The 25,043-nt window shown below is 69.6% G+C and carries 22 protein-coding genes; 10 read left to right on the top strand and 12 right to left on the bottom strand.

Translation table 11 applies throughout. The features are described 5' to 3' along the window. Position 1: 1 nt before the first annotated feature. From AAG801_RS19790 to AAG801_RS19775, 4 genes are read right to left on the bottom strand one after another with little or no spacing between them, the layout of a single operon-like run. Positions 2-1,108 (bottom strand): ABC transporter permease, encoded by a 1,107-nt coding sequence (locus AAG801_RS19790; RefSeq protein WP_341889893.1) that lies wholly within the window; start codon positions 1,106-1,108, stop codon positions 2-4. Beyond that, on the bottom strand, positions 1,095-2,609 hold the full coding sequence (locus tag AAG801_RS19785) for an ABC transporter ATP-binding protein (RefSeq protein ID WP_341889892.1): 1,515 nt from the start codon (positions 2,607-2,609) through the stop codon (positions 1,095-1,097). Before AAG801_RS19785 ends, AAG801_RS19790 begins: the two co-directional genes overlap by 14 nt. Positions 2,610-2,639: 30 nt before the next feature. Next, positions 2,640-3,929 (bottom strand): guanine deaminase, encoded by a 1,290-nt coding sequence (gene guaD / locus AAG801_RS19780; protein ID WP_341889891.1) that lies wholly within the window; start codon positions 3,927-3,929, stop codon positions 2,640-2,642. Further along, entirely contained in the window at positions 3,926-4,897 is a 972-nt protein-coding gene (locus AAG801_RS19775; protein WP_341889890.1) for a LysR family transcriptional regulator, read from the bottom strand. Before AAG801_RS19775 ends, guaD begins: the two co-directional genes overlap by 4 nt. Positions 4,898-5,006: 109 nt before the next feature. Here AAG801_RS19775 and xdhA point away from each other — a divergent pair, with 109 nt between their 5' ends. From xdhA to xdhC, 3 genes are read left to right on the top strand one after another with little or no spacing between them, the layout of a single operon-like run. Beyond that, positions 5,007-6,515 carry a xanthine dehydrogenase small subunit gene (gene xdhA, locus AAG801_RS19770; protein WP_341889889.1) on the top strand — a complete coding sequence of 503 codons (1,509 nt, stop codon included), beginning with the start codon at positions 5,007-5,009 and terminating at the stop codon, positions 6,513-6,515. Between the two features lies 1 nt (position 6,516). After that, the gene (gene xdhB / locus AAG801_RS19765) at positions 6,517-8,844 is read left to right on the top strand and encodes a xanthine dehydrogenase molybdopterin binding subunit (protein ID WP_341889888.1); all 2,328 of its coding nucleotides are present in this window, start codon (positions 6,517-6,519) and stop codon (positions 8,842-8,844) included. 1 nt (position 8,845) lies between these two features. Next, positions 8,846-9,706 carry a xanthine dehydrogenase accessory protein XdhC gene (gene xdhC, locus AAG801_RS19760; protein ID WP_341889887.1) on the top strand — a complete coding sequence of 287 codons (861 nt, stop codon included), beginning with the start codon at positions 8,846-8,848 and terminating at the stop codon, positions 9,704-9,706. Here the strand turns inward: xdhC and AAG801_RS19755 are convergent. From AAG801_RS19755 to AAG801_RS19720, 8 genes are all read right to left on the bottom strand, one after another. After that, complete coding sequence (locus AAG801_RS19755; RefSeq protein ID WP_341889886.1) at positions 9,652-10,428, bottom strand: Crp/Fnr family transcriptional regulator; 777 nt, start codon at positions 10,426-10,428, stop codon at positions 9,652-9,654. The genes xdhC and AAG801_RS19755 overlap by 55 nt on opposite strands. A gap of 146 nt (positions 10,429-10,574) precedes the next feature. Beyond that, entirely contained in the window at positions 10,575-11,480 is a 906-nt protein-coding gene (locus AAG801_RS19750) for a 2-hydroxy-3-oxopropionate reductase (RefSeq protein ID WP_341889885.1), read from the bottom strand. A gap of 15 nt (positions 11,481-11,495) precedes the next feature. Further along, the gene (locus AAG801_RS19745) at positions 11,496-12,257 is read right to left on the bottom strand and encodes an aldolase/citrate lyase family protein (RefSeq protein WP_341889884.1); all 762 of its coding nucleotides are present in this window, start codon (positions 12,255-12,257) and stop codon (positions 11,496-11,498) included. 10 nt (positions 12,258-12,267) lie between these two features. Beyond that, on the bottom strand, positions 12,268-13,227 hold the full coding sequence (locus AAG801_RS19740) for a 2-hydroxyacid dehydrogenase (RefSeq protein WP_341889883.1): 960 nt from the start codon (positions 13,225-13,227) through the stop codon (positions 12,268-12,270). A 10-nt stretch (positions 13,228-13,237) separates the two neighbouring features. Next, positions 13,238-14,164, bottom strand: a complete 927-nt coding sequence (locus tag AAG801_RS19735; RefSeq protein ID WP_341889902.1) for a tripartite tricarboxylate transporter substrate binding protein — start codon at positions 14,162-14,164, stop codon at positions 13,238-13,240. A 62-nt stretch (positions 14,165-14,226) separates the two neighbouring features. Beyond that, positions 14,227-15,552 carry a glucarate dehydratase gene (gene gudD, locus AAG801_RS19730; protein WP_341889882.1) on the bottom strand — a complete coding sequence of 442 codons (1,326 nt, stop codon included), beginning with the start codon at positions 15,550-15,552 and terminating at the stop codon, positions 14,227-14,229. 4 nt (positions 15,553-15,556) lie between these two features. After that, positions 15,557-16,513 (bottom strand): tripartite tricarboxylate transporter substrate binding protein, encoded by a 957-nt coding sequence (locus tag AAG801_RS19725; RefSeq protein WP_341889881.1) that lies wholly within the window; start codon positions 16,511-16,513, stop codon positions 15,557-15,559. Positions 16,514-16,600: 87 nt separating this feature from the next. Next, a complete protein-coding gene (locus tag AAG801_RS19720) occupies positions 16,601-17,329 on the bottom strand; it encodes a FadR/GntR family transcriptional regulator (protein ID WP_341889880.1) in 729 nt (242 codons plus the stop codon). A 157-nt stretch (positions 17,330-17,486) separates the two neighbouring features. Here AAG801_RS19720 and AAG801_RS19715 point away from each other — a divergent pair, with 157 nt between their 5' ends. The 7 genes from AAG801_RS19715 to garD are packed head-to-tail and all read left to right on the top strand — an operon-like array spanning position 17,487 to position 24,718. Next, entirely contained in the window at positions 17,487-18,308 is an 822-nt protein-coding gene (locus AAG801_RS19715; RefSeq protein ID WP_341889879.1) for an NAD(P)-dependent oxidoreductase, read from the top strand. Between the two features lie 34 nt (positions 18,309-18,342). Continuing rightward, positions 18,343-19,314, top strand: coding sequence for a TRAP transporter substrate-binding protein (locus tag AAG801_RS19710; RefSeq protein ID WP_341889878.1), 972 nt, complete (start codon positions 18,343-18,345; stop codon positions 19,312-19,314). Then, on the top strand, positions 19,311-19,853 hold the full coding sequence (locus tag AAG801_RS19705) for a TRAP transporter small permease (RefSeq protein WP_341889877.1): 543 nt from the start codon (positions 19,311-19,313) through the stop codon (positions 19,851-19,853). Before AAG801_RS19710 ends, AAG801_RS19705 begins: the two co-directional genes overlap by 4 nt. Then, the gene (locus AAG801_RS19700; protein ID WP_341889876.1) at positions 19,853-21,136 is read left to right on the top strand and encodes a TRAP transporter large permease; all 1,284 of its coding nucleotides are present in this window, start codon (positions 19,853-19,855) and stop codon (positions 21,134-21,136) included. Before AAG801_RS19705 ends, AAG801_RS19700 begins: the two co-directional genes overlap by 1 nt. Before the next feature lie 10 nt (positions 21,137-21,146). Then, positions 21,147-22,160: a lactonase family protein gene (locus AAG801_RS19695; RefSeq protein ID WP_341889875.1), complete on the top strand. Its 1,014-nt coding sequence runs from the start codon at positions 21,147-21,149 to the stop codon at positions 22,158-22,160. Between the two features lie 28 nt (positions 22,161-22,188). Then, a complete protein-coding gene (locus AAG801_RS19690) occupies positions 22,189-23,160 on the top strand; it encodes a tripartite tricarboxylate transporter substrate binding protein (protein ID WP_341889874.1) in 972 nt (323 codons plus the stop codon). Between the two features lie 28 nt (positions 23,161-23,188). Beyond that, on the top strand, positions 23,189-24,718 hold the full coding sequence (gene garD / locus AAG801_RS19685) for a galactarate dehydratase (protein WP_341889901.1): 1,530 nt from the start codon (positions 23,189-23,191) through the stop codon (positions 24,716-24,718). The last annotated feature ends 325 nt before the right edge of the window (positions 24,719-25,043 follow it).

Genomic DNA, 25,043 nt, shown 5'->3' with positions numbered 1-25,043 from the left:
GTCAAGCCTCCTTGGGTTGCTGCGACACGACGGGCTTGGCCGCCTTCGGCGGTGCCGCCTTCCAGCGGATTCGATAGTGGATCAGCGTGTCGCAGGCCAGCAGCGTGAACAGCAGCAGGCCCTGGAACACGCCGGTCAGCGACTTGGGCAGGCCCAGGCGCGACTGCGCCAGTTCGCCGCCGATGTAGAACATGCTCATCAGGATGGCCGCGAAGATCGCGCCCACCGGGTGCAGCCGGCCGACGAAGGCGACGATGATCGCCGCGAACCCATAGCCCGCCGGCACGTGCGGCGTCAGCTGGCCGAGCGGCCCGGCGGCCTCCAGCGCCCCGGCCAGGCCGGCCATGCCGCCGGAGATCAGCAGCGCCATCCACAGCGCCTTGCGCGACGAGAAGCCCGCGTAACGCGCCGCCGCCGGCGCCAGGCCGCCGACCTGCAGCTGGAAGCCGGCGTAAGTGCGAAACAGCAGCACCCAGAACGCCAGCACCGCGGCCAGCGCGATCAGCAGCCCGATGTTGACGCGCGAGCCGTCGAACAGGCGCGGCACCTGCGTGCTCTTCAGGAAGGTGATGGTCTGCGGGAAGTTGTAGCCGGCCGGGTCCTTCCAGGGCCCGTAGACGAGGTAGCTCAGCACCATGTCGGCGATGTAGACCATCATCAGGCTGACCAGGATCTCGCTGGCGTTGAAGCGGTCGCGCAGCAGCGCGACGATGCCGGCCCAGACCATGCCGCCCAGCACACCGGCGAGCAGCACCGCGATGACGATCCAGCGGCCGGTCTCCGCCGTCGCCTGCATCGCCACGCCGCTGGCGAAGATGGCGCCCATGACGAACTGGCCCTCGGCGCCGATGTTCCAGACGTTGGAGCGGAAGCACACCGCCAGGCCGAGTGCGATCAGCAGCAGCGGCGTCGCCTTCATCGCCAGTTCGGACAGCGCGTAGGCGCTCTTCACCGGCTCGACGAAGAACACCTGCAGGCCGCGCAGCGGGTCCTTGCCGAGCGCGATGAACAGCAGCGTGCCGATGACCACCGTGATCGCCAGCGCCAGCAGCGGCGAGGCGATGGACATGAACTTCGACGCCTCGGGGCGCGCTTCAAGCTTCAGCATGGGAAGCCTCCTTGTTCCACAGCCCCGACATCCACTCGCCGATCATCTCGATCGTTGCCTTCGAGGTGGCGATGCTCGGCGACACCCTGCCCTGCGCGATCACCACCAGCCGGTCGCAGATCTCGAACAGCTCGTCGAGCTCCTCGCTGACGACGAGCAGCGCGCAACCCTTGTCGCGCAGCGCCAGCAGCTCGCCGCGGATCTGCGCTGCCGCGCCGACGTCCACGCCCCAGGTCGGCTGCGAGACGATCAGCAGCTTGGGGTCGGCATCGATCTCGCGGCCGACGATGAACTTCTGCAGGTTGCCGCCGGACAGGCTCTTCGCCGCCGCCTCGGGGCCACCGGCCTTGACGTTGAAGCGCTTGATCAGGTCCTGCGCCAGCTTCGTCACGTCACCGGTGCGGACCCAGCCCGAGCGCTCGACCGTGCCGGTGCGCGTCAGCAGCGTGTTCTGTGCGAGCGACAGTGTCGGCACCGCACCGCGGCCGAGCCGCTCCTCGGGCACGAAGTGCAGCCCCTCCTTGCGGCGCTTGCGCGGCGAGTCGTGGGCGATGTCCTGGCCGAACAGCTTGATCGAACCGGCCGGCGCGCGCGGATCCTCGCCGGAGAGCGCCGCCATCAGCTCCTGCTGGCCGTTGCCCGAGACACCGGCGATGCCGACGATCTCGCCGGCGCGCACCTCGAAGCCGATGTCCGACAGCGTGGTCGCGAACGGGTCGGCCTTGGGCACCGACAGGCCCTTCACCTCGAGCGCGGTGCCGCCCAGCTTCGCCTGGATGTGCTGCAGCTGCGGCGGCTCGGCGCCGATCATCAGGCGCGACAGGCTGGCATTGGTTTCCTTCGTCGGGTCGACCTCGCCGGTAACCTTGCCGCCGCGCAGCACGGTGCAGTGGTGGCAAAGGGCCCGGATCTCGTCGAGCTTGTGGCTGATGTAGAGGATCGAGCAGCCTTCGTCGGCGAGCTTGCGCAGCGTGACGAACAGCCGTTCGACCGCCTGCGGTGTCAGCACCGAGGTCGGCTCGTCGAGGATCAGCAGCTTGGGGTTGGTCAGCAGCGCGCGCACGATCTCGACGCGCTGGCGCTCGCCGACCGACAGCGTGTGCACCGGGCGCAGCGCATCGACGTCCAGGCCGTACACACCCGCCACCTGGTTGATGCGCGCGGTGACCTCGGCGAGCGTGAGGCTCTTGTCGAGGCCGAGCCAGACGTTCTCCGCCGCGGTCAGCGTGTCGAACAGGCTGAAGTGCTGGTAGACCATGCTGATGCCCAGCGTGCGCGCCTGGGCGGGCGAAGCGATCTGCACGGCCTGGCCGTTCCAACGGATCTCGCCCTCGTCGGGGCGGACCGCGCCGTAGATCATCTTCATCATGGTCGACTTACCCGCGCCGTTCTCGCCGAGCACGGCGTGGATCTCACCCGGCTTGACGCGCAGGTTGACGCGGTCGTTGGCCTTCACGGCCGGGTACTGCTTGCTGATGGCGATCAGCTCGAGTCGCAGCATGCTTGTCTCCTTCGGCCACACGGCCCTGTTCTACCGGCGATGTCTCTGCACGCCGTTGACGTAGGCGGCGGCGAGGCAGCGCTCGTCGCCGAGCGTCATCCACGCGAACACCTTCTCATGCAAGCCGCGCGCCACCTCCATGCGGCGCTCGGCCACCGGGCCGGCGGCCCAGTCCCACACGCAGAGGTCGGCCAGCCGGCCGGCCTCCAGCGTGCCGATCTCGTGTTCGAGCGACAGCGCCCGCGCCGCGCCGCGCGTGGCGGCGTGCAGCGCCTTCCACGCGGTCAGCCGCTCGCCGGCCATCGCCTGCACCTTGTAGGCGTCGGCCAGCGTGCGATGCATCGACAGGCTGGTGCCGCCACCGACGTCGCTGGCCATGCTCACCGCAGCGCCCGCCGCTTCGGCGGCACGCCAGTCGAACAGGCCGCTGCCGAGGAACAGGTTCGACGACGGGCTGTGCGCGATCTGTGCCCCCGCCTCGCGCAGCACCGCGCGGTCGGTGTCGTCGAGCCAGATGCCGTGGGCCAGCACGCTGCGTGCATGCAGCAGGCCGGCACGGGCGTAGACGTCGAGGTAGCTGCGCGCTTCGGGGAACAGCTCGCGCACCCAGCGCACCTCGTCGCGGTTCTCGGCGACGTGGGTCTGCATGTACAGCGTCGGGTCCTCGGCACACAGGCGGCCGGCCATCGCCAGCTGTTCGGGCGTGCTGGTCGGCGCGAAGCGCACCGTCACCGCATAGGCCAGGCGATCGCGGCCGTGCCAGCGCGAAATCAGGTCACGGCAGTCGCGCTCCGCCTGCACCACGTCGTCGCGCAGGCCGTCGGGCGCGTGGCGGTCCATCAGCACCTTGCCGGCGATCAGCCGCATGCCGCGTTCGGCGGCCGCGGCGAACAGTGCGTCGGCCGAGACCTTGTGCACCGTCGGGAAGACCACCGCAGAGGTGGTGCCGTGGGCGATCAGCGCGTCGAGGAACAGTGCCGCGCCGGCCTCGGCCTGCGCCGGATCGGCATAGCGCCGCTCGGCCGGGAAGGTGTAGGTGTTCAGCCAGTCGAGCAGTTCGGTGCCATAGCTGGCGATCACGTCGAGCTGCGGGCTGTGTACATGGGTGTCGATGAAGCCCGGCAGGATCAGCCGCCCGGCGTGGTCGATGCGCTGCCAGCTCGCATCCGGTGCATCGGGCTGCACCGCGGCGATGCGCCCGTCTTCCACCAGCAGCCAGTGGCCAGGGCGAAAGCGCACCGCCGGCGAGTCGACCTCGCCCCAGGCCGGCTCGGCCGTGAAGTCGAGCAGGTCGCCGCGGATCGCCAGGCGCTGCGTCATCGTTGGCGCCCCGGCAGGCCATGGCCCGCCACGTTGCGCGCCACCTCGCGCACCTGCTCGCGCAGCCAGCGGTTGGCCGCCGAGGCATGCGTCAGCTCGTGCCAGAGCTGGTAGTAGGTCAGCGCCGGGAAGGCCACCGGGCAGCGCACGATGCGCACCGGCAGGCTGTCGACGTAGCGCGAGCAGAACAGCCGCCCGGTGGTCAGCACCAGCAGGCTCTGCGCCACCATCAGCGGGATCAGGCTGAAATGCGCGCTCTTGACCACCACCTCGCGCTTCATGCCCAGCGAGGCCAGGTGTTCGTCGATCACCCCGGGCGTGGTGCCGTGCAGCGGCGTCGGTGCGACATGCTCGCAGTCGAGGTAGCGCTCGGTCGTCCAGGCGCGGCTGCTCAGGCGTGCCGCGGGGTGGTCCTCGGCCACCAGGCAGACGATCTCGTCGGACATCAGCCGGCCCAGGTGCAGTTCGCCCGGCGGCTCGAGCCAGTTGCCGATCACCAGGTCGACCTGGCCTTGCGCCAGGCTGCGCCGGTAGTCGAACGCGCCGGACAGCGGCAGCAGCTCGAGCCGGGCAAGCGGCGCCGCGCTCTTGAGATGCGCCACCAGCTCGGGCAGGAACAGCGGATCGAGGTAGTCGCTGGCGGCGATGCGGAAGGTCAGCTCAGTCTCGGCCGGCTCGAAGCCGCGGCTGCGGTTGCGCGGGCTGAACAGGCGGTCGGCGTCCTGCAGCAGGCGATTGGCCGGGTCCAGGAGTTGCAAGGCGGTCTCGGTCGGCGTCATGCCGTTGCCGGCGCGCACCAGAAGCGGGTCGCCGGTCAGCGCGCGCAGCCGCTTGAGCTGGGCACTGACCGCCGGTTGCGTGCTGCGCAGGCGCATGGCGGCACGAGAGACGCTTCGTTCGGTGATCAAGGTCTGCAACACCCGGATGAGATGAAGCTCGATCTTGTCGAAATCAGCGCGCTCCGTCATATTGAATGCATGATAGGTGCTATGGATTCGGTCGTATACACCTCGCGCCGGATCGGCGTAACTTGCGCCCAGGACGAACCGCACTGACACCACCCGCTGATTGCATCCGATGAGCACCCGACCCATCCGCTTCTTCCACCGCGGCCAGATCGTCGAGGTCACCGACGCCGCGCCCACCACCAGCGTGCTCGACTGGCTGCGCGAGGATGCGCGCTGCACCGGCACCAAGGAAGGCTGCAACGAAGGCGACTGCGGCGCCTGCACGGTGGTGCTCGGCACGCTGGCGGCGCCGGGTGATGCCGATGCGGTGCGCGGTTTGTCGCTGCAGACCGTCAACGCCTGCATCCAGTTCCTGCCCACGCTGGAAGGCAAGGCGCTGTTCAGCGTCGAGGATCTGAAGGCGATCTCGCCGGCCGGCGCGCTGCATCCGGCGCAACAGGCGATGGTCGACTGCCACGGCTCGCAGTGCGGCTTCTGCACCCCGGGCTTCGTGATGAGCCTGTGGTCCAGCTACGAACATCACTGCGCGCAGGGCCGCACGCCGACGCGCCAGGCGCTGGCCGACGAACTCTCCGGCAACCTGTGCCGCTGCACCGGCTACCGGCCCATCCTCGACGCCGGCCAGCGCATGTTCGAACTGCCGCGGGTCGCGCTGGACACGGCCCCGGTGATCGCCGCGCTGCAGCGAATCGCATCCGGCGAGACCTTCGAGTACGAACGCGGCGCCCGCTTCCACGCGCCGAAGACGCTCGAAGCGCTTGCCGGCCTGCGCGAAGCCAAGCCCGATGCGCGGCTGCTCGCCGGCTCGACCGACATCGGCCTGTGGGTCAACAAGCAGTTCCGCGATCTCGGCGAGATCGTCTACCTCGGCGAGGTGAAGGAGCTGCAGCGCGTCGAGACTCGTGACGACGGCCTGTGGATCGGCGCCGGCGCGTCGCTGGAAGACGCCTGGCGCGCATTGGCGCAGCGCTGGCCGGCGCTGACCGATGTCTGGCTGCGCTTCGCCTCGCCGCCGATCCGCCACGCCGGCACGATGGGCGGCAATATCGCCAACGGCTCGCCGATCGGCGACAGCGCGCCGGTGCTGATGGCGCTGGATGCGCAGCTCGAACTGCGCAAGGGTGCAACGGTTCGCCGCATGCCGCTGACCGACTTCTACGTCGACTACATGAAGAACCGGCTCGAGCGCGGCGAGTTCGTGCAGGCGATCGTCATCCCCGACCTGCCGGCGCGCCGCACCGTGCGCGCCTACAAGATCAGCAAGCGCTTCGACTGCGACATCTCGGCACTGTGTGCGGGCCTGTCCATCGAGCTCGACGGCGAAAGCGTCAGCGCCGTGCGGCTGGCCTTCGGCGGCCTGGCCGGCATCGTCAAGCGCGCCGCGAAGGCCGAAGCCGCGCTGCTCGGCCAGCCGTGGAACGAGAAGAGCCTCGCTGCCGCGCAAGCCGCACTGGCCGAGGACTTCACGCCGCTGTCCGATATGCGCGCCAGCGCAGACTACCGGCGCCAGGTGGCGGCCAACCTGCTGCAGCGCTTCTGGCTGGAAACGCGCACGGCGAATCCGCTGCCGGCGAGTGCGACCAGCGTGTTCGCGACGATGACGCACGAGGAGGCTTGAGATGAACAAGCCCATCGCCCCGACGCTGCTCGCGCCCACCGCACAGGTCGGCGTCGGCCGAGCGCACGAGTCGGCCCACTTGCATGTGGCCGGCGAGGCCACCTACATCGACGACCTGCCGGAACTCGCGGGCACGCTGCACTGCGCGCTCGGGTTGTCGCCGGTCGCACATGGCCGCCTCACCGGCATGACACTCGACGGCCTGCGCAGCCTGCCCGACGTGGTGGCCATCCTCACCGCCGCGGACATCCCCGGCATCAACGACTGCGGTTCGATCATCCGCGACGACCCCATCCTCGCGGACGGCGAACTTCGCTACCTCGGCCAGCCGGTGTTCGCGGTGATCGCCACCACGCGCGAGGTCGCGCGCCGCGTGGCGGCGAGGGCCAAGGAGGCGCTGCAGATCGAGCCGCTGCCCGCGGTGATCGCCCACCAGGAAGCGCACGCGAAGGGCCAGTACGTGCTGCCGCCGATGCACCTCGCGCGCGGCGACGCGCGCGCCGCGATCGAATCCGCACCGCGCAGGTTGAAAGCCACGTTCGACGTCGGCGGCCAGGAGCAGTTCTACCTGGAAGGGCAGATCAGCTACGCGATCCCGAAGGAGGACGACGGCATGCTGGTGCACTGCTCGACGCAGCACCCCAGCGAGATGCAGCACCTCGTCGCGCATGCGCTGAACCTGCATGCGCACCACGTGCAGGTGGAATGCCGGCGCATGGGCGGCGGCTTCGGCGGCAAGGAATCACAGTCGGCGCCGTTCGCCTGCATCGCGGCGGTGGCGGCAAGGAAGCTGAATCGCCCGGTCAAGCTGCGCCTGGACCGCGACGACGACTTCCTGATCACCGGCCGGCGCCACTGCTTCTGGTACGAGTACGAGGTCGGCTACGACGACGAGGGGCGCGTGCTCGGCGCCGAGGTCACGATGGTCTCGCGCGCCGGCCACTCGGCGGACCTGTCCGGCCCGGTGATGACCCGCGCGCTGTGCCACTTCGACAACGCCTACTGGTTGCCCGACGTGGCGATGCACGGCTTCGCCGCGAAGACCAACACGCAGAGCAACACCGCCTTCCGCGGCTTCGGCGGCCCGCAGGGCGCGATCGCGATCGAGAACATCCTCGACAGCATCGCCCGCGCGCTGGGCAAGGACCCGCTGGACGTGCGCCGGCTCAACTTCTATGGCCAGGGCCAGTCGACGCCGTACGGTCAGAAGGTCGAGGACAACGTCATCCACGAGCTGGTGGCCGAACTGGAGAAGACCAGCGACTACCGCGCCCGCCGCACGGCCGTCGCCGCGTTCAACGCGACGAGCCCGGTGCTCAAGCGCGGCCTCGCGCTGACGCCGCTGAAGTTCGGCGTCTCCTTCAACGTCAAGCACTTCAACCAGGCCGGCGCGCTGGTGCACGTCTACAACGACGGCTCGATCCTGGTGAACCACGGCGGCACCGAGATGGGCCAGGGCCTGAACACCAAGGTGGCGCAGGTGGTGGCGCACGAGCTGGGCGTGCCCTTCGAGTCGGTGCGCGTCACCGCCACCGACACGCAGAAGATCGCCAACACCTCGGCCACGGCGGCCTCCACCGGCAGCGACCTCAACGGCAAGGCGGCGCAGGACGCGGCGCGGCAGATCCGCGAACGCCTGGCCGCCTGTGCGGCGGCCCAGTTCGGCGGCGAAGCCTCGGCTGTGCGCTTCGCGGGCGGGCAGGTGAGCGTCAACGGCCAGACCCTGCCCTTCACGCAACTGGTCATGCGTGCCTACCAGGAACGTGTGCAACTCTGGTCCGACGGCTTCTACGCCACGCCCGGCCTGAGCTGGGACCGCGAGAAGCTGCAGGGCCGGCCGTTCTACTACTTCGCCTACGGCGCGGCGGTCAGCGAGGTGCTGGTCGACACGCTGACCGGCGAATGGAAGCTGCAACGCGCCGACGTGCTGCACGACGTCGGCCGCTCGCTCAACCCGGCCATCGACATCGGCCAGATCGAAGGCGCCTTCATCCAGGGCATGGGCTGGCTGACGATGGAGGAACTGGTCTGGCACCCGCAGACCGGCAAGCTGACCACCCACGCGCCGAGCACCTACAAGATCCCGACCGCCAACGACTGCCCGACCGACTTCCGCGTGCGCCTGTTCGAGAACGCCAACGTCGAGGACAGCATCCACCGCAGCAAGGCGGTCGGCGAACCACCGCTGCTGCTGCCCTTCTCGGTGTTCTATGCGATCCGCGATGCGGTCTCGGCGGTCGGCGGGCACCGCGTGGATCCGCCGCTGTCGGCCCCCGCGACGAGCGAATCGATCCTTCGCGCCATCACGGCGGTGCGCAAGGCCGGCTGAGATGGCCAGCGTGCGCGACACCGCGATCGCCTGGCTGTCTGCCGGCACGCCCGCTGTGCTGGTGGAAGTCACCGAAGCCCTCGGCTCCGCACCGCGCGAGGCCGGCACGCGCATGCTGGTGAGCGCCGAGCGCTGCGAGGGCACGATCGGCGGCGGTCACCTGGAGCTGAAGGCGATCGAGCGTGCGCGGCGCATGCTCGCAGCGGGCGAGCGTGGCCCGCAGTCGGCCCACTACCCGCTCGGCCCCGCGCTCGGCCAGTGCTGCGGCGGCGCGGTGACGCTGGGCTTCTTGGCGCTCGAAGCCAGAGCCGTGGCGGCCTGGCCGCTGGCCGCACCCCGATTCCATCTGCAGCTCTTCGGTGCCGGCCACGTCGGGCGGGCGATCGTGAGGGCACTGGCGCCGCTGAACGGGCTGATCGACTGGATCGACGAGCGCGACGAGGAGTTTCCGCCGGACGGTGAACTGCCGGCCCGCACACGCAAGATCGCTGTCGACGCGCCCGAGGCCGAGGTGCGCTGCGCTCCGCGCGGAGCCTTCTACCTGGTGCTCACGCACCGCCACGACCTCGACCTGCGCATCGCCGAGGCCATCCTGCGGCGCGGCGACTTCGGCTTCCTCGGACTGATCGGCTCGCAGACCAAACGGGCCCGCTTCATCCACCGATTCGAGGCGATGGGCATCTCTGCCGAGGCGATCGCGCGCATGCACTGCCCGATCGGCCTGCCGGGCATCACCGGCAAGGAGCCCGAGGTGATCGCCGCGGCGGTGGCCGCGCAGCTGCTGCAGGCCAGCAGCGCCTCGCCGCTTCAGTCCCCCGCGAGTGCGCGCAGCGCAGCAACGTCGAGCACCTTCACGGTGTAGCCCGACACGAAGATCAGCCCCTTGCGGCTGAGCTGGCGCAGCAGGCGCGACAGCGTCTCCGGCGTGATCGCCAGTTGCGAGGCGATGTCGCGCTTGCGCTCGTTGAGCGACACGGTAATCGAGCCGTCACTGGCCGCCTCGCTGGCGCAGCGCTGCAGCAACCAGGCGGCGAAGCGGCCTTCGGCGTCCTTGTGCATCAGGTCGTGGGTGGCCAGGGTCAACGACTGCACCTGACGCGCCAGCGTGACCACCATGCGGCGTCCGAGATCGGGGTGCTGCTGCAGAAGCGTCTGCAGGTCCGCGCGCGGCAGCATCACCACCTGCACGTCGGACAGCGCCACGGCATCCTGCGCCGGGTTGCCGCCCAGCCAGGCGCTGCTGGCGTCCAGCCAGCCAGGGCCCTGCACACTGCGTTCGGGCTGGAAGGTGCCGTCGGGCGAAGCACTGCCCAGCGCTGCGTCGCCGCGGGCCAGCAGGCACAGCTCACGCGCCGGTTCGCGGGTGGAGACGAGCAGGCTGCCCGCAGGCAACTCGCGCACCTGGGCGAGCTCCTGCAAGGCGGCCACGATCTCGGCGCTCAGCGCCGGGGCGCCGAGCACGGCCGACCAGAACGCGGCCCCGCCGGCCGCCGGCGCCGGCAGCGCGCCCGACGAAAGACGACGCGACCGAAGCGGCCGCATGGGCCGTGCATTGACGTCGCCGCTGGTGGTGTGGGTGTCCAAGCGATGTCCCCGGATGTGGTTTTCGACGACACCAATGTGTCCGACCCCCCCGGGTATCGTCTTGCGGTGGATCAAACCCACCCCGGTGCCTGCCACGCGCGGCGGCAGGACCTTGAGCCAACTCAGTTCGCCGGCCGCACCGGTGCTCAGGCCACCTCGTGCCTGGCGAGCAGTTCGAGCGCGCGCACCAGCGCCGAATGGTCCAGCTCCTGCATGCCGTTGGCCGCACAGGCCTGCATCAGCTGCGCCGCGTTGGCCGTCCCGGGCAGGCTCACCCCCAGCGCCCTCGCGCCCTGCAGCGCCAGGTTCAGGTCCTTCTGGTGCAGCCCGATGCGGAAGCCCGGGTTGAAGGTCCGCTTGATCATCCGCTCGCCGTGCACCTCCAGGATGCGGCTGGCCGCGAAGCCGCCCATCAGCGCCTGCCTCACCTTGGCCGGGTCCGCTCCCGCCTTGCTGGCGAACACCAGGGCTTCTCCCACCGCCGCGATGTTCAGCGCCACGATGATCTGGTTGGCCACCTTGGTCGTCTGTCCGTCGCCGTTGCCACCCACACGCGTGATGTTCTTGCCCATCAGCTGGAAGAGAGGCAGCACGCGCTCGAAGGCCGCCTCGGGGCCGCCAATCATGATGGTCAGGCTGGCTGCCTTGGCGCCGACTTCGCCGCCACTGACCGGCGCGTCCAGGTAGTCGCAGCCCAGCTCGTTGATGCGCTTCGCGAACGCCTTCGTCTCGATCGGCGAGATCGAGCTCATGTCCACCACCGTCTTGCCCACGCGGCCGTCAGGGCCGCGCTTCGCATCCTTCAGACCGGCGGCCACCCCGTTGTCCGCAAACAGCACCTTCTCCACGTCCGGCGTGTCAGGGACCATCGTGAAGATCACCTCGGCGCGCTCGGCCACTTCCTTCGGTGAGGCACAGGCGACCGCGCCGGCGTCGGCCAGCGCTTGCGGCACCTGGCTGCGTGTGTTGACGAACAGTTCGTGCCCGGCGGCACGCAGGTGGCCCGCCATCGGCGCGCCCATGATGCCCAGCCCGATGAATCCCAGCTTCATGGCGATGTTCCTCGTTCAGCGCTGGCGCATCTCGCCCAGCAGTTGTTGCGATCCGGCGGCGAGCAGGCGCGCATCGGAACTCACCGTCACGAAACGGAAGCCCTTGGCGATGCGCGCCTTGGCCACGTCGCTGCGGCCGTTGTGGATGCCGGCCTGCACGCCATGCACCTTGGCGCGAGCGACGATGTGGTCGATCGCCTGCGCCACCTTCGGGTCGACGTCGTCGAAGGTCGGCTTGCAGCCCAGCGCCAGCGACAGGTCCGAAGGGCCGATGTAGATCGCGTCCAGCCCTTCGACGGAGAGGATGGCATCGAGGTTGTCCAGCGCCTGCGCCGTCTCGATCATCGCGAAGCGCACGATGGTGTGGTTGGCCTCGCTCGGGTAGTCGGCACCGCCGTAGAGCAGCGCACGCACCGGCCCGAAGCTCCTCGTGCCCATCGGCGCATAGCTGGTGTAGGCGACGAAGCGCTGCGCCTCCTCCCGCGTGTTGACCATCGGGCAGATCACGCCGTAGGCGCCGGCGTCCAGCGTCTTCATGATGATGCCGGGCTCCAGCCAGGGCACGCGCACGATGGGCACGGTGGCCGTGGTCGAGATGGCCTGCAGCATGCCCACCATCGCCTGGTAGTCGATCACGCCATGCTGCAGGTCGATGGTCAGCGTATCCCAGCCCTGGTGGGCCATGGTCTCGGCGGAGAAGCTGTTGGCAATCGCCAGCCAGCCGTTCACCGCGGCCCGGTCATTGGCCCACAGCGTGCGCAGGCGGTTCTCTCTCATCGTGGTGTCCTCAGGGCAGGGGCGCCGGCGAGACCATGCGGCCCTCGCTCAGGAAACCCTGCAGGTTGTCGAAAGTGCGGTCGGCCATGGCCTGGCGCGTTTCCTCGGTGCCGCTGGCGATGTGCGGCAGCAGCACCACGTTGTCGAGCTCGAACAGCGCGGGGGGAACGTTCGGCTCGTTCTCGAACACGTCCAGCCCGGCGCCGGCGATGCGCCTGGCCTGCAAGGCGCGCACCAGCGCTGCCTCGTCGATCACCGAACCGCGCGCCACGTTGACCAGGAAGCCGCGCGGGCCGAGCGCATCGAGCACCGCGTCGTTGACCAGGTGCCTGGTGCCGGCACCGCCGGCGGTGATGACCACCAGGTAGTCGCACCAGCGCGCCAACTCGACCAGCGAGGGCTCGTGCCGCCACGGCACGCCCTCGACCGGCCGGCGGCTGTGGTAGCGGATGTTCATCTCGAAACCGGTGGCGCGCTTCGCGATCGTCTGGCCGATGCGGCCCAGGCCGACGATGCCCAGCTTCGCGCCGCTGACCTTGCGCGCCAGCGGGAAGCTCTTCGCGCCCGGCGTGACCCAGTCGCCGCGGCGCACGAAGCGGTCGGCTTCGCTGACACGGCGGCCGATGTCGAGCATCAGCACCATGGCCAGGTCGGCCACGCAGTCGTTCAGCACGTCGGGCGTGTAGCCCACCGCGATGCCGCGCGCCTTGGCGGCGGCGAGGTCGAGCTTGTCCAGGCCGACGCCGAAGCTGGAGATCACGCGCAGCGTCGTCAGCCGGGCCAGCGTCTCGGCGGTGTAGCCGACGCCGGCCGAGGTGACGAAGCCCTCGAACTCGCCGCCATGCGCGGCCAGGAAGGCCTGCGGATCGGCCTGCTCGGCGAGCAGCACGTGGTCGAATTCGGCGGCCAGCCGTGCCTCGAGCGAGGGCAGCAGCCGGCCGGCCTGCAGGATGCGGTGCTTCTTGTTCAATCGAAACCTTTCAGTCGATCTTCACGCCGCCCGCCGCGACGACGGACGCCCAATTCTTGCGCTCCCGCTCGAAGAAGGTGGAGAACTCCGCCGGCGTCATCGTGTAGACCTCGGCGCCCTGCGACACCAGGCGCTCGCGCACCTCGGGCGAACGGATGATGCGCGTCAGCTCGGCGTTCACGCGGGCCACCACCGCCGGCGGCGTCGAGGCCGGCATCAGCGCCCCCTGCCAGGTGCCGGACTCGAAGCCCTTGACACCCTGCTCGGCGATGGTCGGCACGTTGGCCAGCAGCGGCACGCGCGTCGCCTTGGACACGCCCAGCACCTTCAGCTTGCCCGACTGCACGTGCGGCAGCGTCGCCAGCATGCCGTTCATCAGCACCTGGGTCTGGCCGGCGACGGTGTCGCCGATCGCCTGCGAGCCGCCCTTGTAGGGAATGTAGGTCCACTCGGCCTTGGTGGCCTTCTCCACCGCCACGCCGGCCAGGTGCGGCGCGCTGCCGATCGCCGTCACCGCGAAGTTGAGTTTGTCCTTGTGCGACAGCGCGACCAGTTCCTGCAGGTTGTTCGCCTTCACCGAGGGGTGCACCACCAGCAGGTGCGGCGAGTAGGCGAGCATGGTGACGCCGCGCAGGTCCTTGCCCGGATCGAAAGGCAGTTGCTTGTAGACCGAGGCGGTGATCGCCAGCGCGCCGACATCGCACAGCAGCAGCGTGTGGCCGTCGGTGGACTTGGCGACGAAGTCGGTGCCGGTGTTGCCGTTGGCGCCGGGCTTGTTCTCGACGATCACCGTCTGCTTGAGCGCCTCCGACAGCGGCTGCGAGATCGCGCGGGCGATGATGTCCGACGAACCGCCCGGCGGGTAGGGCACGACGATGCGCAGCGTCTTGCTGGGCCACTGCTGGGCCGAGGCGTTGAGAGCGACAGCCGCCAGCATGGCCAGCGCGATTCGTGTGAGCTTCTTCATCGTTTCTCCTTGGGGGAAAGGCTCGTGGCGCCTCAGCGCACCATGCACGGCCGCTTGGGGTCGAAGGCCCAGTTCGGGATCAGGTACTGCATGGCCATCGCGTCGTCGCGGGCGCCCAGGCCGTGCTGCAGGTAAAGCTGATGCGCCTTGGCGACCTCGGCCGTGTCGAGTTCGACACCGAGGCCGGGCTTCTTCGGAACCTGCACATGGCCGCCGACGATCTGCAGCGGCTCCTTCGTCAACCGCTGGCCGTCCTGCCAGATCCAGTGCGTGTCGATCGCCGTCACCTTGCCCGGCGCGGCGGCACCGACGTGGGTGAACATCGCCAGCGACACGTCGAAGTGGTTGTTCGAATGCGAGCCCCAGGTCAGGCCCCAGTCTCGGCAGGTCTGCGCGACGCGCACCGAACCGGCCATGGTCCAGAAATGCGGGTCGGCCAGCGGGATGTCGACCGACTGCAGCGACAGCGCGTGCGACAGCTGGCGCCAGTCGGTGGCGACCATGTTGGTGGCGGTGGGCAGGCCGGTGGCGCGGCGGAACTCGGCCATCACCTCGCGGCCGCTGAGACCCTGCTCGGCGCCGCAGGGGTCTTCCGCGTAGGCGACAACGCCGCGCATGCGCTGGCCGAGACGGATCGCGTCCTTCAGCAGCCAGCCGCCGTTCGGGTCGAGCGTCACGCGGGCCTGCGGGAAGCGCTCGTGCAGCGCGATCACCGCGTCCACTTCGGCGTCGCCGGCGAGCACGCCGCCCTTGAGCTTGAAATCGTTGAAGCCGTAGCGCTCGCGTGCGGCTTCTGCGAGGCGCACGACACCCTGCGGATCCATCGCCGCTTCGTGGCGCAGGCGGAACCAGTGATTGTCGGCGCCCGGCGCTTCGTCGTAGGGCAGATTCGTCTGGCGGCGATCGCCGACGAAGAACAGGTAGCCGAGCATCTCCACCGCGTCGCGCTGCTGCCCTTCGCCGAGCAGCGCCGCCACCGGCAGCCCGAGGTGCTGGCCGAGCAGGTCCAGCATCGCCGACTCGACGGCGGTGACGGCATGGATGGTGGTGCGCAGGTCGAAGGTCTGCAGGCCGCGGCCGCCGGCATCGCGATCGGCGAAGGCGCGCTGCATCGCCTGCATCACCGATTGCACATTGGCCACCGGCTGGCCGACCACCAGCTCACGTGCGTCTTCCAGCGTCTGACGGATCTTCTCGCCGCCCGGCACCTCGCCGACGCCGCTGCGCCCGGCGCTGTCGGTCAGGACCAGCAGGTTGCGCGTGAAGAAAGGGCCGTGGGCGCCGCTCAGGTTGAGCAGCATGCTGTCGCGGCCGGCGACGGGAATCGCCTGCAGCGAGGTGATGGTCGGCGTGCTCATGGCATCAATCCGCGGTGATCTTGCGGGTCTCGATGAGTTGCTTCCAGCGTGCCGACTCGCTGGCCTGGAAAGCGGCGAACTGCTCGGGCGTGTTGGCCACGATCTCGAAGCCGACCTCGAGCAGCTTGGGTTTGACGCCCGGATCGTTCAGCGCGGCGACGATGGCCGCATGCAGCTTCGCCTTCACGTCGGCCGGCAGGCCCTTGGGCGCGGCGATGCCCTGCCAGGAGTAGACGTCGGCATCCTTCACGCCCGACTCGGCCAGCGTCGGCACGTTGGGCATCAGCGCCGAGCGCTTCGCACCGGTGACGGCCAGCGCGCGCAGCTTGCCGCCGTTGACGTGCTGGACGATCGCGTTGATGTTCTGGAACGAGGCGTCGACCTGGCCGCCGAGCAGGTCGCTGACCGCCGGGGCGCCGCCCTTGTAGGGCACGTGCACGCCGCTGGTGCCGGTCTGCAGCCAGAACAGTTCGGCAGTGAGGTGGTCGGACGAGCCGTTGCCCGAGGACGCGAAGCTCATCTTGCCGGGCGTCTGCTTCAGCGCAGCGATCACGTCGGCCACGCTCTTGTGCGGCGAGGCCGCTGGCACGACCAGCACGTTGGGCGCCTGCACCGCGACCGTCAGCAGGTCGAAGTCCTTGCCGGCGTCGTAGGGCACGTTCTTGATCAGGTAGGGCGCGATCACGAAGGGCCCGAGCGAGGACACCAGCACCGTGTAGCCGTCCGGCGCGGCGCGCTTGACCTGCGCGGCGCCGATGGTGCCGGTGGCGCCGGCCTTGTTCTCGACGACCACCGTCTGGCCGAGCTTCTCCTGCATCTTCGCGCCGACGCTGCGCGCCAGCGTGTCGGTCGAGCCGCCCGGCGGGAAGGGCACGACGATGGTGATGGTCTTTTCCGGCCAGGCATGGGCCGGGTTGATCAGGGCCAGCGCGAGGGCGGCCAGTGACAGCAGCTTCTTCATGATGGGGTGGTGCGGGTGGAGAATCCAGACTAGTTGTATGTCATCGTACAACTAGGGACGCACAAGTCAATACGAAATGACTAGGGGTTACTGCGTACCGGCGAAGGCGCGGCGGCGCCGCTCGCGACTGTTCGCCAGGTGCGTGCGCATCGCCGCGCGGGCGGCGTCGGCATCCTGCGCAGCGATGGCGTCGTAGATGCTTTCGTGCTCGGCGTTGACGCGCCGCAGGTAGGCCTGGCGCTGCGGGTCGGCCGCGGCGGCCGGCTCGAGCCGCGCTCGCGGGATGATCTGCGCGCCCAGCGTCGCCATCAGCCCGGCGAAGTGCTCGTTCTGGGTCGCCCGCGCGATCTCGCCGTGGAACTGGAAGTCGGCGGAGACGGCGTCGCGCCCCTCTTCCACCGCGGCAGCGAAGTCGTCGAGCGCGGCACGCATCGCCGCGAGGTTGGCCTCGCTGCGCCGCTGCGCGGCCAGGCCGGCGGCCTCGCTCTCGATGCCGATGCGCAACTCGAGCACGGCGATCACGTCGCGCAGCGTGCCGAGCTGGTGCGGCTCGATGCGGAACACCGAACCGTCGCCGACGCCGACCACGAAGGTGCCGATGCCATGGCGCGTCTCGACCAGCCCGCCGGCCTGCAGCTTGGAGATCGCCTCGCGCACCACCGTGCGGCTGACGCCGAACTCGGCCATCACCGCCGCTTCGGTGGGCAGCTTGTCCCCGGGCGCGAGCCGGCCGTCGCGGATGCGCTCGCCGAGCGCCTCGACGAGACCGAGGGCGAGCGTGCGCGGCCGCCTGGCGGCGAGAACATCCTGATTCAAGGCACCTCCGGACAAACCCCGAACCGCCGAGCTTGACACTGCCCCGGTCGCGTCGAAGAATGGTTCAAGTTATACGACAACTGATGTCTTACCTCAAGCGGTATGGCTGAACTGTAGCAAGCCGCCGCCAAGCCGCCGCCAATCCACTGGTCCCCCGATGAGCTCCGCCCACCCCTCTCCGCTGCGCTTTTCCCGCCTGCTGCTGACCGGCGCCGCGGGCGGACTGGGCCGTGTGCTGAGGCCACGCTTGAAGACACGCTGCGATGTGCTGCGCGTCTCGGACATCGCCGATCTCGGCGCCGCCGCCGAGGGCGAGGAACTGCGCCCCTGCCGGCTGGAAGACCGCGATGGCGTACGTGCGCTGCTCGAGGGCGTCGCCGCCGTGGTTCACCTCGGCGGCGTGTCCACCGAGCAGCCCTTCGACCTGATCCTGCAGGCCAACATCGTCGGCACGGCGAACCTCTACGAGGCGGCACGGATTCATGGCGTCAAGCGCATCGTCTTCGCCAGTTCCAACCACGTCACCGGCTTCTACCGCCAGGACGAGGTGATCGACACGCACGCCCCTGTGCGCCCCGACGGCCACTACGGCCTGTCGAAGGCCTACGGCGAGAACCTGGCGCAGTTCTACTGGGATCGTTACCGCATCGAGACGGTCAGTCTGCGCATCGGTTCGTCCTTCCCCGAACCGAAGGACCGCCGCATGCTCGCCACCTGGCTGGGCTACGACGACCTCGAGCGACTGGTGGTCGCCGCGCTGACGGCGCCCGTGGTCGGCCACAGCATCGTCTACGGCATGTCGGCCAACGCGACGACCTGGTGGGACAACACGCCGGCGCGCCACGTCGGCTACGCGCCGCAGGACAGCTCCGAGCCCTTCCGCGCCGCGGTCGAGGCGCGCCAGCCGGTGCTCGACCGCGACGACCCGGCAAGCACCTACCAGGGCGGCGCCTTCGTGCGCACCGGCCCGTTCGAATGACCGCCGCAGAACACAACGAGACAGGAGACAAGCGATGAAGACCCCCACCCGCCTGCTGGCTGCCGCGTCGGCCCTCGTCGCCCTCGCGCTGCCCCTGCACGCACAGACGATGAAGGCCGCCGACGTTCACCCTGCCGGCTACCCGACGGTCGTTGCCGTCGAGAACATGGGCAAGAAGATCGAGGCCGCCACGCAGGGCCGCATCAAGTTCCAGATGTTCCCCGGCGCCGTGCTCGGCGGCGAGAAGGAGATGATCGAGCAGACCCAGGTCGGCGCGATCCAGCTGCTGCGCACCTCGCTCGGGCCGCTCGGCCCGGTGGTGCCCGAGGTCAACGTCTTCAACATGCCCTTCGTGTTCCGCAACCCGGCGCACATGCGCGCGGTGGTCGACGGGCCGATCGGCCAGGAGATGCTCGACAAGATCAGCGCCTCGCCGGCGAAGATGGTCGCACTGGCCTGGATGGACAGCGGCTCGCGCAGCCTCTACACCAAGAAGCCGGTGCGCAAGCCCGAGGACCTGAAGGGCCAGAAGATCCGCATGATGGGCAACCCGCTGTTCGTCGACACGATGAACGCGATGGGCGGCAACGGCATCTCGATGGGCTATGGCGAGGTGTTCACCGCCATCCAGACCGGCGTGGTCGACGGCGCGGAGAACAACCCGCCGACGCTGCTGACCGCCAACCACTACCAGGCCGGCGCGAAGTTCTACACGCAGACCCATCACCTCATCATCCCGGAGATCCTGGTGATGTCGAAAGCGGCGTGGGACAAGCTCAGCCCGGCCGACCAGGCGCTGTTCCGCAAGGCCGGCCGCGAGGCGCAGATGGAGCAGCGCAGGCTGTGGGACAGCTACACCGTGGACGCCGTGGCCAAGCTGAAGGCGGCCGGCGTCGAGTTCATCGAGATGGACAACAAGCCCTTCTTCGATGCCACCGCGCCGGTGCGTGCCAAGTACGGCGCGCCCTTCGCCGAGTTGATGAAGCGCATCGACGCGGTCAAGTGATCCACCCCGGCACGGCGGCGAGCGAGCCGCTCTACCTGCGCCTGATGGACAGGCTCTACCTGGCGGCCATCTGGCTGGCCGGTGCGGCGATCGTCGCGATGTCGCTGATCATCCCCTGGGGCGTGTTCACGCGCTACGTGCTCGGCGCCGGTTCGCAGTGGCCGGAGCCGATCGCCATCCTGTTCATGATGGTGTTCACCTTCATCGGCACCGCGGCGGCCTACCGTGCCGGCGGCCACATCGCGGTGACGATGGTCGTCGAGCGCCTGCCCGCGGCGCTGCAGCGCGCGGCCGCGCATCTGGTCGACGCGCTGATGGCCGTGGCCTGCCTGTTCGTCGCCTTCTACGGCGCGCGGCTGGTGATGGAGACGATGAACCAGAGCATCAGCGAACTGCCCTGGCTGCCGGTGGGCGTGACCTACGCGGCGATTCCGATCGGCGCGGCGATCACGCTGCTGTTCATCATCGAGCGCATCGTCTTCGGTGAGCAGTCGCAACGCGCGATCGTGCGCTACGAAGAACAACCCGAGGCGCGCTGATGGACGCGCTGGTGCTGCTCGGCAGTTTCGTCGTGCTGATGACGGTGGGCGTGCCGATCGCCTACGCGCTCGGCCTGGCCGCGCTGATCGGCGCGCTGTGGATCGACATTCCGCTCGACGCGGTGATGATCCAGCTCGCCTCCGGGGTCAACAAGTTCTCGCTGCTGGCGATTCCCTTCTTCGTGCTGGCCGGCGCGATCATGGCCGAGGGCGGCATGGCGCGCCGCCTGGTCGCCTTCGCTGGCGTGCTGGTCGGCTTCATCCGCGGCGGGTTGTCGCTCGTCAACATCCTCGCCTCGACCTTCTTCGGCGCGATCTCCGGCTCCTCGGTGGCCGACACCGCGTCGATCGGCTCGGTGCTGATCCCCGAGATGGAGAAGAAGGGCTACCCGCGCCCCTTCGCCGCGGCGGTGACGGTCAGCGGCTCGGTGCAGGCGATCCTGATCCCGCCCAGCCACAACGCGGTGCTGTACTCGCTGGCCGCCGGCGGCACGGTGTCGATCGCCGCCCTCTTCATGGCCGGCGTGCTGCCCGGGCTGCTGATGGGCCTGACGCTGGCGGTGCTGTGCCTCGTCATCGCGCGGCGCGAGGGCTATCCCAAGGGCGAGGTGATCCCGCTGGGCCAGGCATTGAAGATCTGCGCCGACGCGCTGTGGGGCCTGATGACCATGGTCATCATCCTCGGCGGCATCCTCTCCGGCGTGTTCACCGCCAACGAGTCGGCCTCGATCGCAGTGCTGTGGGCCTTCTTCGTCACCATGTTCGTCTACCGCGACTACCGCTGGCGCGACCTGCCCAAGCTCGTGCACCGCACCGTCAAGACGGTCACCATCGTGATGATCCTGATCGGCTTCGCGGCCTGCTTCGGCTACCTGATGACGCTGATGCAGATCCCGATGCAGGTCACCGCCTTCCTGACCGGCTTGTCGACGAATCCGATCGTCATCCTGATGCTGATCAACGTCATGCTGCTGGCACTCGGCTGCCTGATGGACATGTCGCCGCTGATCCTCATCCTCACGCCCATCCTGCTGCCGGTGGTCAAGCTGATGGGCGTGGACCCGGTGCACTTCGGCATGATCATGATGGTCAACCTCGGCATCGGGCTGATCACGCCGCCGGTGGGCACGGTGCTATTCGTCGGCAGCGCAGTGGCCAAGCTGCCGATAGGCACGGTGACGCGCGCGATGATGCCCTTCTTCGCGGCGCTGTTCGTCGTGCTGTTGCTGGTGACCTACGTGCCCTGGCTGTCGCTGTGGCTGCCGCGCACGCTGGGGCTGTGAGGACGCGCTGATGGCCAGTACCGTCGTCTACGTCAGCAACGCCGACAGCGGCGAGATCTCGGTGCTTGCGCTCGACGAGGCGAGCGGCATGCTGGCCACGCGGCAGACCCTGCCCTGCGGCGGCATGGTGATGCCGCTGGCGCTGTCACCCGGCCAGCGCATGCTCTACGCCGGCATCCGCAGCGAGCCGTGGCGTGTGCTGGCGCTGCGCATCGCCGCGACCGATGGCAGGCTCGAGCTGATGGGCGAAGCGCCGCTGCCGGCCAGCATGGCGTACCTCGCGGTGGATGGCAGCGACCGCTGGCTGTTCAGTGCCTCGTACCACGGCGACCGGCTCGCCCTCGCGCCGATCGACGCCGCCGGCCTGCCCGGCGCCGCCATGCACACCTGGCCGACCGCGCGCCATGCCCATGCGATGCGCGCGTCGCCGGACAACCGCTTCGTCTTCGCCACCTCGCTGGGCGGTGGTCTGCTGATGCAGTTCCGCTTCGATGCGGCGCGCGGCGAACTCGTGCCGAACGATCCGCCGGCGCTGCGCATCCGCGACGGCGCCGGCCCGCGCCACCTCGCCTTCCATCCGGACGGCCGCTGGGTCTACCTGCTCAACGAACTGGATGCCAGCGTCGACGTGCTGGCGCTCGATGCGCAGCGCGGCACGCTGTCGCCCGTGCAGAGCGTCTCGATGCTGCCGCCCGGATTCAGCGGCGAGCCCTGGGCCGCCGAACTGCGCCTGACACCCGATGGCCGGCGGCTCTACACCAGCGAACGCCGCTCGAGCACGCTGGCCGGCTTCGATGTCGACGCCGCCAGCGGCACGCTGCGCCCGATCGGCCACTGGCCGACGCAGGCGCAGCCGCGCGGCTTCGCGATCACGCCCTCTGGCCGCTGGCTGGTCGCCGCCGGCCAGCGTTCCCACGCGGTCGGCGTGCATCGCATCGATGCCGCGACCGGCACCCTGGACCTGCGGCACGAGCATGCCGTGGGCCGCAACCCCAACTGGGTCGAGGCCATCACGCTGCCCTGACCCGGCCCTTCACCTTCCGGAGACTCCCATGACCCTCACCCGCCGTCATCTCACCACCGCGCTCGCGCTGGCCGCCCTCGCCCCCGCCGCCAGCTTCGCGCAGGAGTGGCCGGCCAAGCAGCCGATCCGCATCGTCGTGCCCTTCGCCGCCGGCGGCACCAGCGACATCCTCGCCCGCACGCTGGGCGAGAAGCTGCAGGCATCGCTGAAGCAGACGGTGGTGATCGAGAACAAGGCCGGCGCCGGCGGCGTGATCGGCGCCGACAGCGTGGCCAAGTCCGCGCCCGACGGCTACACCTTCCTGCTCGGCACCATCGCCAGCCACGCGATCAACCCGGCGCTGCAGGCGAAGATGCCGTATGACGCGAGCAAGGATTTCGCGCCGGTGATCCTGCTCGGCAGCATCTCCAACGTGCTGCTGGTCGGCGGCTCGCAGCCTTACAAGACGGTGGCCGACATCGTCGCCGCCGCGAAGAAGGAGCCGCTGCCCTTCGCCTCGGCCGGCCAGGGCAGCTCGCAGCACATGTCCGGCGAGATGTTCAAGCTGCTCGCCGGCGCACCGCTGACCCACGTGCCCTACAAGGGCAGCGCGCCGGCGGTGCAGGATGTCATCGGCGGCCAGATCCCGATGAGCTTCGAGACCGCCACCGTCGCGCTGCCGCATATCCAGTCGGGCAAGGTGCGCGCGCTGGCCGTCACCTCCGCCAGGCGCAGCAAGGTGCTGCCCGAGGTGCCGACGCTGCAGGAAGCCGGCATCGCCGGATTCGACGTCGCCAGCTGGCAGGCCTTCTACGCGCCGGCCGGCACGCCGGCGGCGGTGGTGCAGCGGATGAACAGCGAGATCGAGGCGATCCTTGCCAGCGCCGAGGTGAAGGCGAAGATGGACGGCCTGGGACTCGACCACACGCCCAACACCCCCGAGCAGTTCGCCAGCTTCGGCCGCAGCGAGCTGGCCAAGTGGCAGAAGGTGGTCAAGGACGGCAACGTGAAGCCGCAATGACGTGAGCCAGACACCCCTGATCATCCGCATGCACGATCGCGACAACGTTGCGATCGTCGCCAACGACGGCGGCCTGCCGCCGGGGACCGTCTGCCCTGGCGCCCTGGTGCTGAAGGACCAGGTGCCGCAGGGCCACAAGGTCGCGCTGGTCGACCTGAAATCCGGCGACGCCGTGCTGCGCTACGGCGTGCCCATCGGTCGTGCGCTGCGCGACATCGACGCCGGCCGCTGGGTGCACGAGCGCCTGCTCGAGATGCCCGACGCGCGTGGGCTCGATGGCCTGCCGATGGCCTCGGCAAAGGCGCTGGCGCCGCCGCCGCTGGAAGGACACAGCTTCCAGGGCTACCGCAATGCCGACGGCTCGGTCGGCACGCGCAACCTGCTGGCGATCACCACGACCGTGCAATGTGTCGCCGGCGTGGTGGCGCATGCCGTCGACCGCATCCGCCGCGAACTGCTGCCGCTGTATCCGTACGTCGATGACGTGGTCGGTCTGGAGCATGGCTACGGCTGTGGCGTGGCGATCGACGCGCCGGATGCGGTGATCCCGATCCGCACGCTGCGCCACATCAGCCTGAACCCGAACTTCGGTGGCGAGCTGATGGTGGTCAGTCTCGGCTGCGAGAAGCTGCAGCCGCAGCGGCTGTTGCCACCCGGAACGATCGCGATCGGTGCCGACGCCAAGGAACCGCAACTCGACGTCGTCTGCCTGCAGGACGAAGCGCACGTCGGCTTCGGCTCGATGATCGACTCCATCCTGCGCCAGGCGCGGCCGCACCTCGAACGGCTGAACGCCCGCCGCCGCGAGACCGTGCCGGCGTCGGAGCTGGTGGTCGGTGTGCAGTGCGGCGGCAGCGATGCCTTCTCCGGCGTCACCGCCAACCCGGCGGTCGGCTTCATGAGCGACCTGCTGGTGCGCGCCGGCGCGACGGTGATGTTCAGCGAGACCACCGAGGTGCGCGACGCCGTCGAGCAACTCACCTCGCGCGCCGCGACGCCCGAGATCGCGCAGGCGGTGGTGCGCGAGATGGCCTGGTACGACGCCTACCTGCAGCGCGGCCGCGTCGACCGCAGCGCCAACACGACGCCGGGCAACAAGGCGGGCGGCCTCGCGAACATCGTCGAGAAGGCGATGGGCTCGATCATCAAGAGCGGCACGGCGCCGATCGGCGCGGTGCTGTCGCCTGGCGAGAAACTCGCGCGCGGGCAGCGCGGGCTGGTCTACGCCGCCACGCCGGCGAGCGACTTCATCTGCGGCACGCTGCAGCTCGCCGCCGGCATGAACCTGCACGTCTTCACCACCGGCCGCGGCACGCCCTACGGCTTGGCGGAATGCCCGGTGCTCAAGGTGGCGACACGCACGGATCTCGCACGGCGCTGGCACGACCTGATGGACGTCGACGCCGGCCGCATCGCCAGCGGCGAAGCGAGCATCGAGGAGATCGGCTGGGCGCTGTTCCACCGTCTGCTCGCCGTGGCCAGCGGCGAGCGCACCTGGGCCGAGCGGCACCGGCTGCACAACGCGCTGGTGCTGTTCAATCCGGCGCCGGTGACCTGAGGCGCGGCGGCAGCGCCAGATCCCGCTTTTCTTCCTATCGGGACGTGCCTGCTCCAGTGGCATACTGGCTTTCATCAGAAGAAGTGAGTAGCAGGGAGAGAGGAACATGTCCGACGCCGAGTTGCGCCGCGGTGTCGCGCGCGCAGGTCTTTGTTCGATGATCGTTGCGGCGCTCGGCGCCTGCGGCGGCGGAGGAGGCGGTGGCGCTGCATCCCCGCCGCCCACCGGCGGCCCCCCTGCGCCTTCGCCGGCACCGGCGCCCTCACCTGCCCCTGCCCCTGCCCCTGCCCCTGCCCCTGCCCCTGCCCCTGCCCCTGCCCCTGCC

The organism is Variovorax sp. YR752 (genome assembly GCF_943372545.1).
The sequence above is the reverse complement of the archived record's forward strand: the minus strand, read 5'-3'. Positions and strand labels throughout refer to the sequence as shown.

What these genes read in the sequence shown, in the direction of transcription:
- AAG801_RS19775 (WP_341889890.1), bottom strand. Translation starts at nt 4,897, where the DNA reads ATGACGGAGCGCGCTGATTTCGACAAGATCGAGCTTCATCTCATCCGG.
- AAG801_RS19750 (WP_341889885.1), bottom strand. Translation starts at nt 11,480, where the DNA reads ATGAAGCTGGGATTCATCGGGCTGGGCATCATGGGCGCGCCGATGGCG.
- AAG801_RS19715 (WP_341889879.1), top strand. Translation starts at nt 17,487, where the DNA reads ATGAGCTCCGCCCACCCCTCTCCGCTGCGCTTTTCCCGCCTGCTGCTG.
- AAG801_RS19700 (WP_341889876.1), top strand. Translation starts at nt 19,853, where the DNA reads ATGGACGCGCTGGTGCTGCTCGGCAGTTTCGTCGTGCTGATGACGGTG.
- AAG801_RS19690 (WP_341889874.1), top strand. Translation starts at nt 22,189, where the DNA reads ATGACCCTCACCCGCCGTCATCTCACCACCGCGCTCGCGCTGGCCGCC.
- xdhB (WP_341889888.1), top strand. Translation starts at nt 6,517, where the DNA reads ATGAACAAGCCCATCGCCCCGACGCTGCTCGCGCCCACCGCACAGGTC.
- AAG801_RS19695 (WP_341889875.1), top strand. Translation starts at nt 21,147, where the DNA reads ATGGCCAGTACCGTCGTCTACGTCAGCAACGCCGACAGCGGCGAGATC.
- AAG801_RS19790 (WP_341889893.1), bottom strand. Translation starts at nt 1,108, where the DNA reads ATGCTGAAGCTTGAAGCGCGCCCCGAGGCGTCGAAGTTCATGTCCATC.
- AAG801_RS19710 (WP_341889878.1), top strand. Translation starts at nt 18,343, where the DNA reads ATGAAGACCCCCACCCGCCTGCTGGCTGCCGCGTCGGCCCTCGTCGCC.
- AAG801_RS19735 (WP_341889902.1), bottom strand. Translation starts at nt 14,164, where the DNA reads ATGCTGGCGGCTGTCGCTCTCAACGCCTCGGCCCAGCAGTGGCCCAGC.
- xdhC (WP_341889887.1), top strand. Translation starts at nt 8,846, where the DNA reads ATGGCCAGCGTGCGCGACACCGCGATCGCCTGGCTGTCTGCCGGCACG.
- guaD (WP_341889891.1), bottom strand. Translation starts at nt 3,929, where the DNA reads ATGACGCAGCGCCTGGCGATCCGCGGCGACCTGCTCGACTTCACGGCC.
- garD (WP_341889901.1), top strand. Translation starts at nt 23,189, where the DNA reads ATGCACGATCGCGACAACGTTGCGATCGTCGCCAACGACGGCGGCCTG.
- AAG801_RS19745 (WP_341889884.1), bottom strand. Translation starts at nt 12,257, where the DNA reads ATGAGAGAGAACCGCCTGCGCACGCTGTGGGCCAATGACCGGGCCGCG.
- AAG801_RS19725 (WP_341889881.1), bottom strand. Translation starts at nt 16,513, where the DNA reads ATGAAGAAGCTGCTGTCACTGGCCGCCCTCGCGCTGGCCCTGATCAAC.
- gudD (WP_341889882.1), bottom strand. Translation starts at nt 15,552, where the DNA reads ATGAGCACGCCGACCATCACCTCGCTGCAGGCGATTCCCGTCGCCGGC.
- xdhA (WP_341889889.1), top strand. Translation starts at nt 5,007, where the DNA reads ATGAGCACCCGACCCATCCGCTTCTTCCACCGCGGCCAGATCGTCGAG.
- AAG801_RS19785 (WP_341889892.1), bottom strand. Translation starts at nt 2,609, where the DNA reads ATGCTGCGACTCGAGCTGATCGCCATCAGCAAGCAGTACCCGGCCGTG.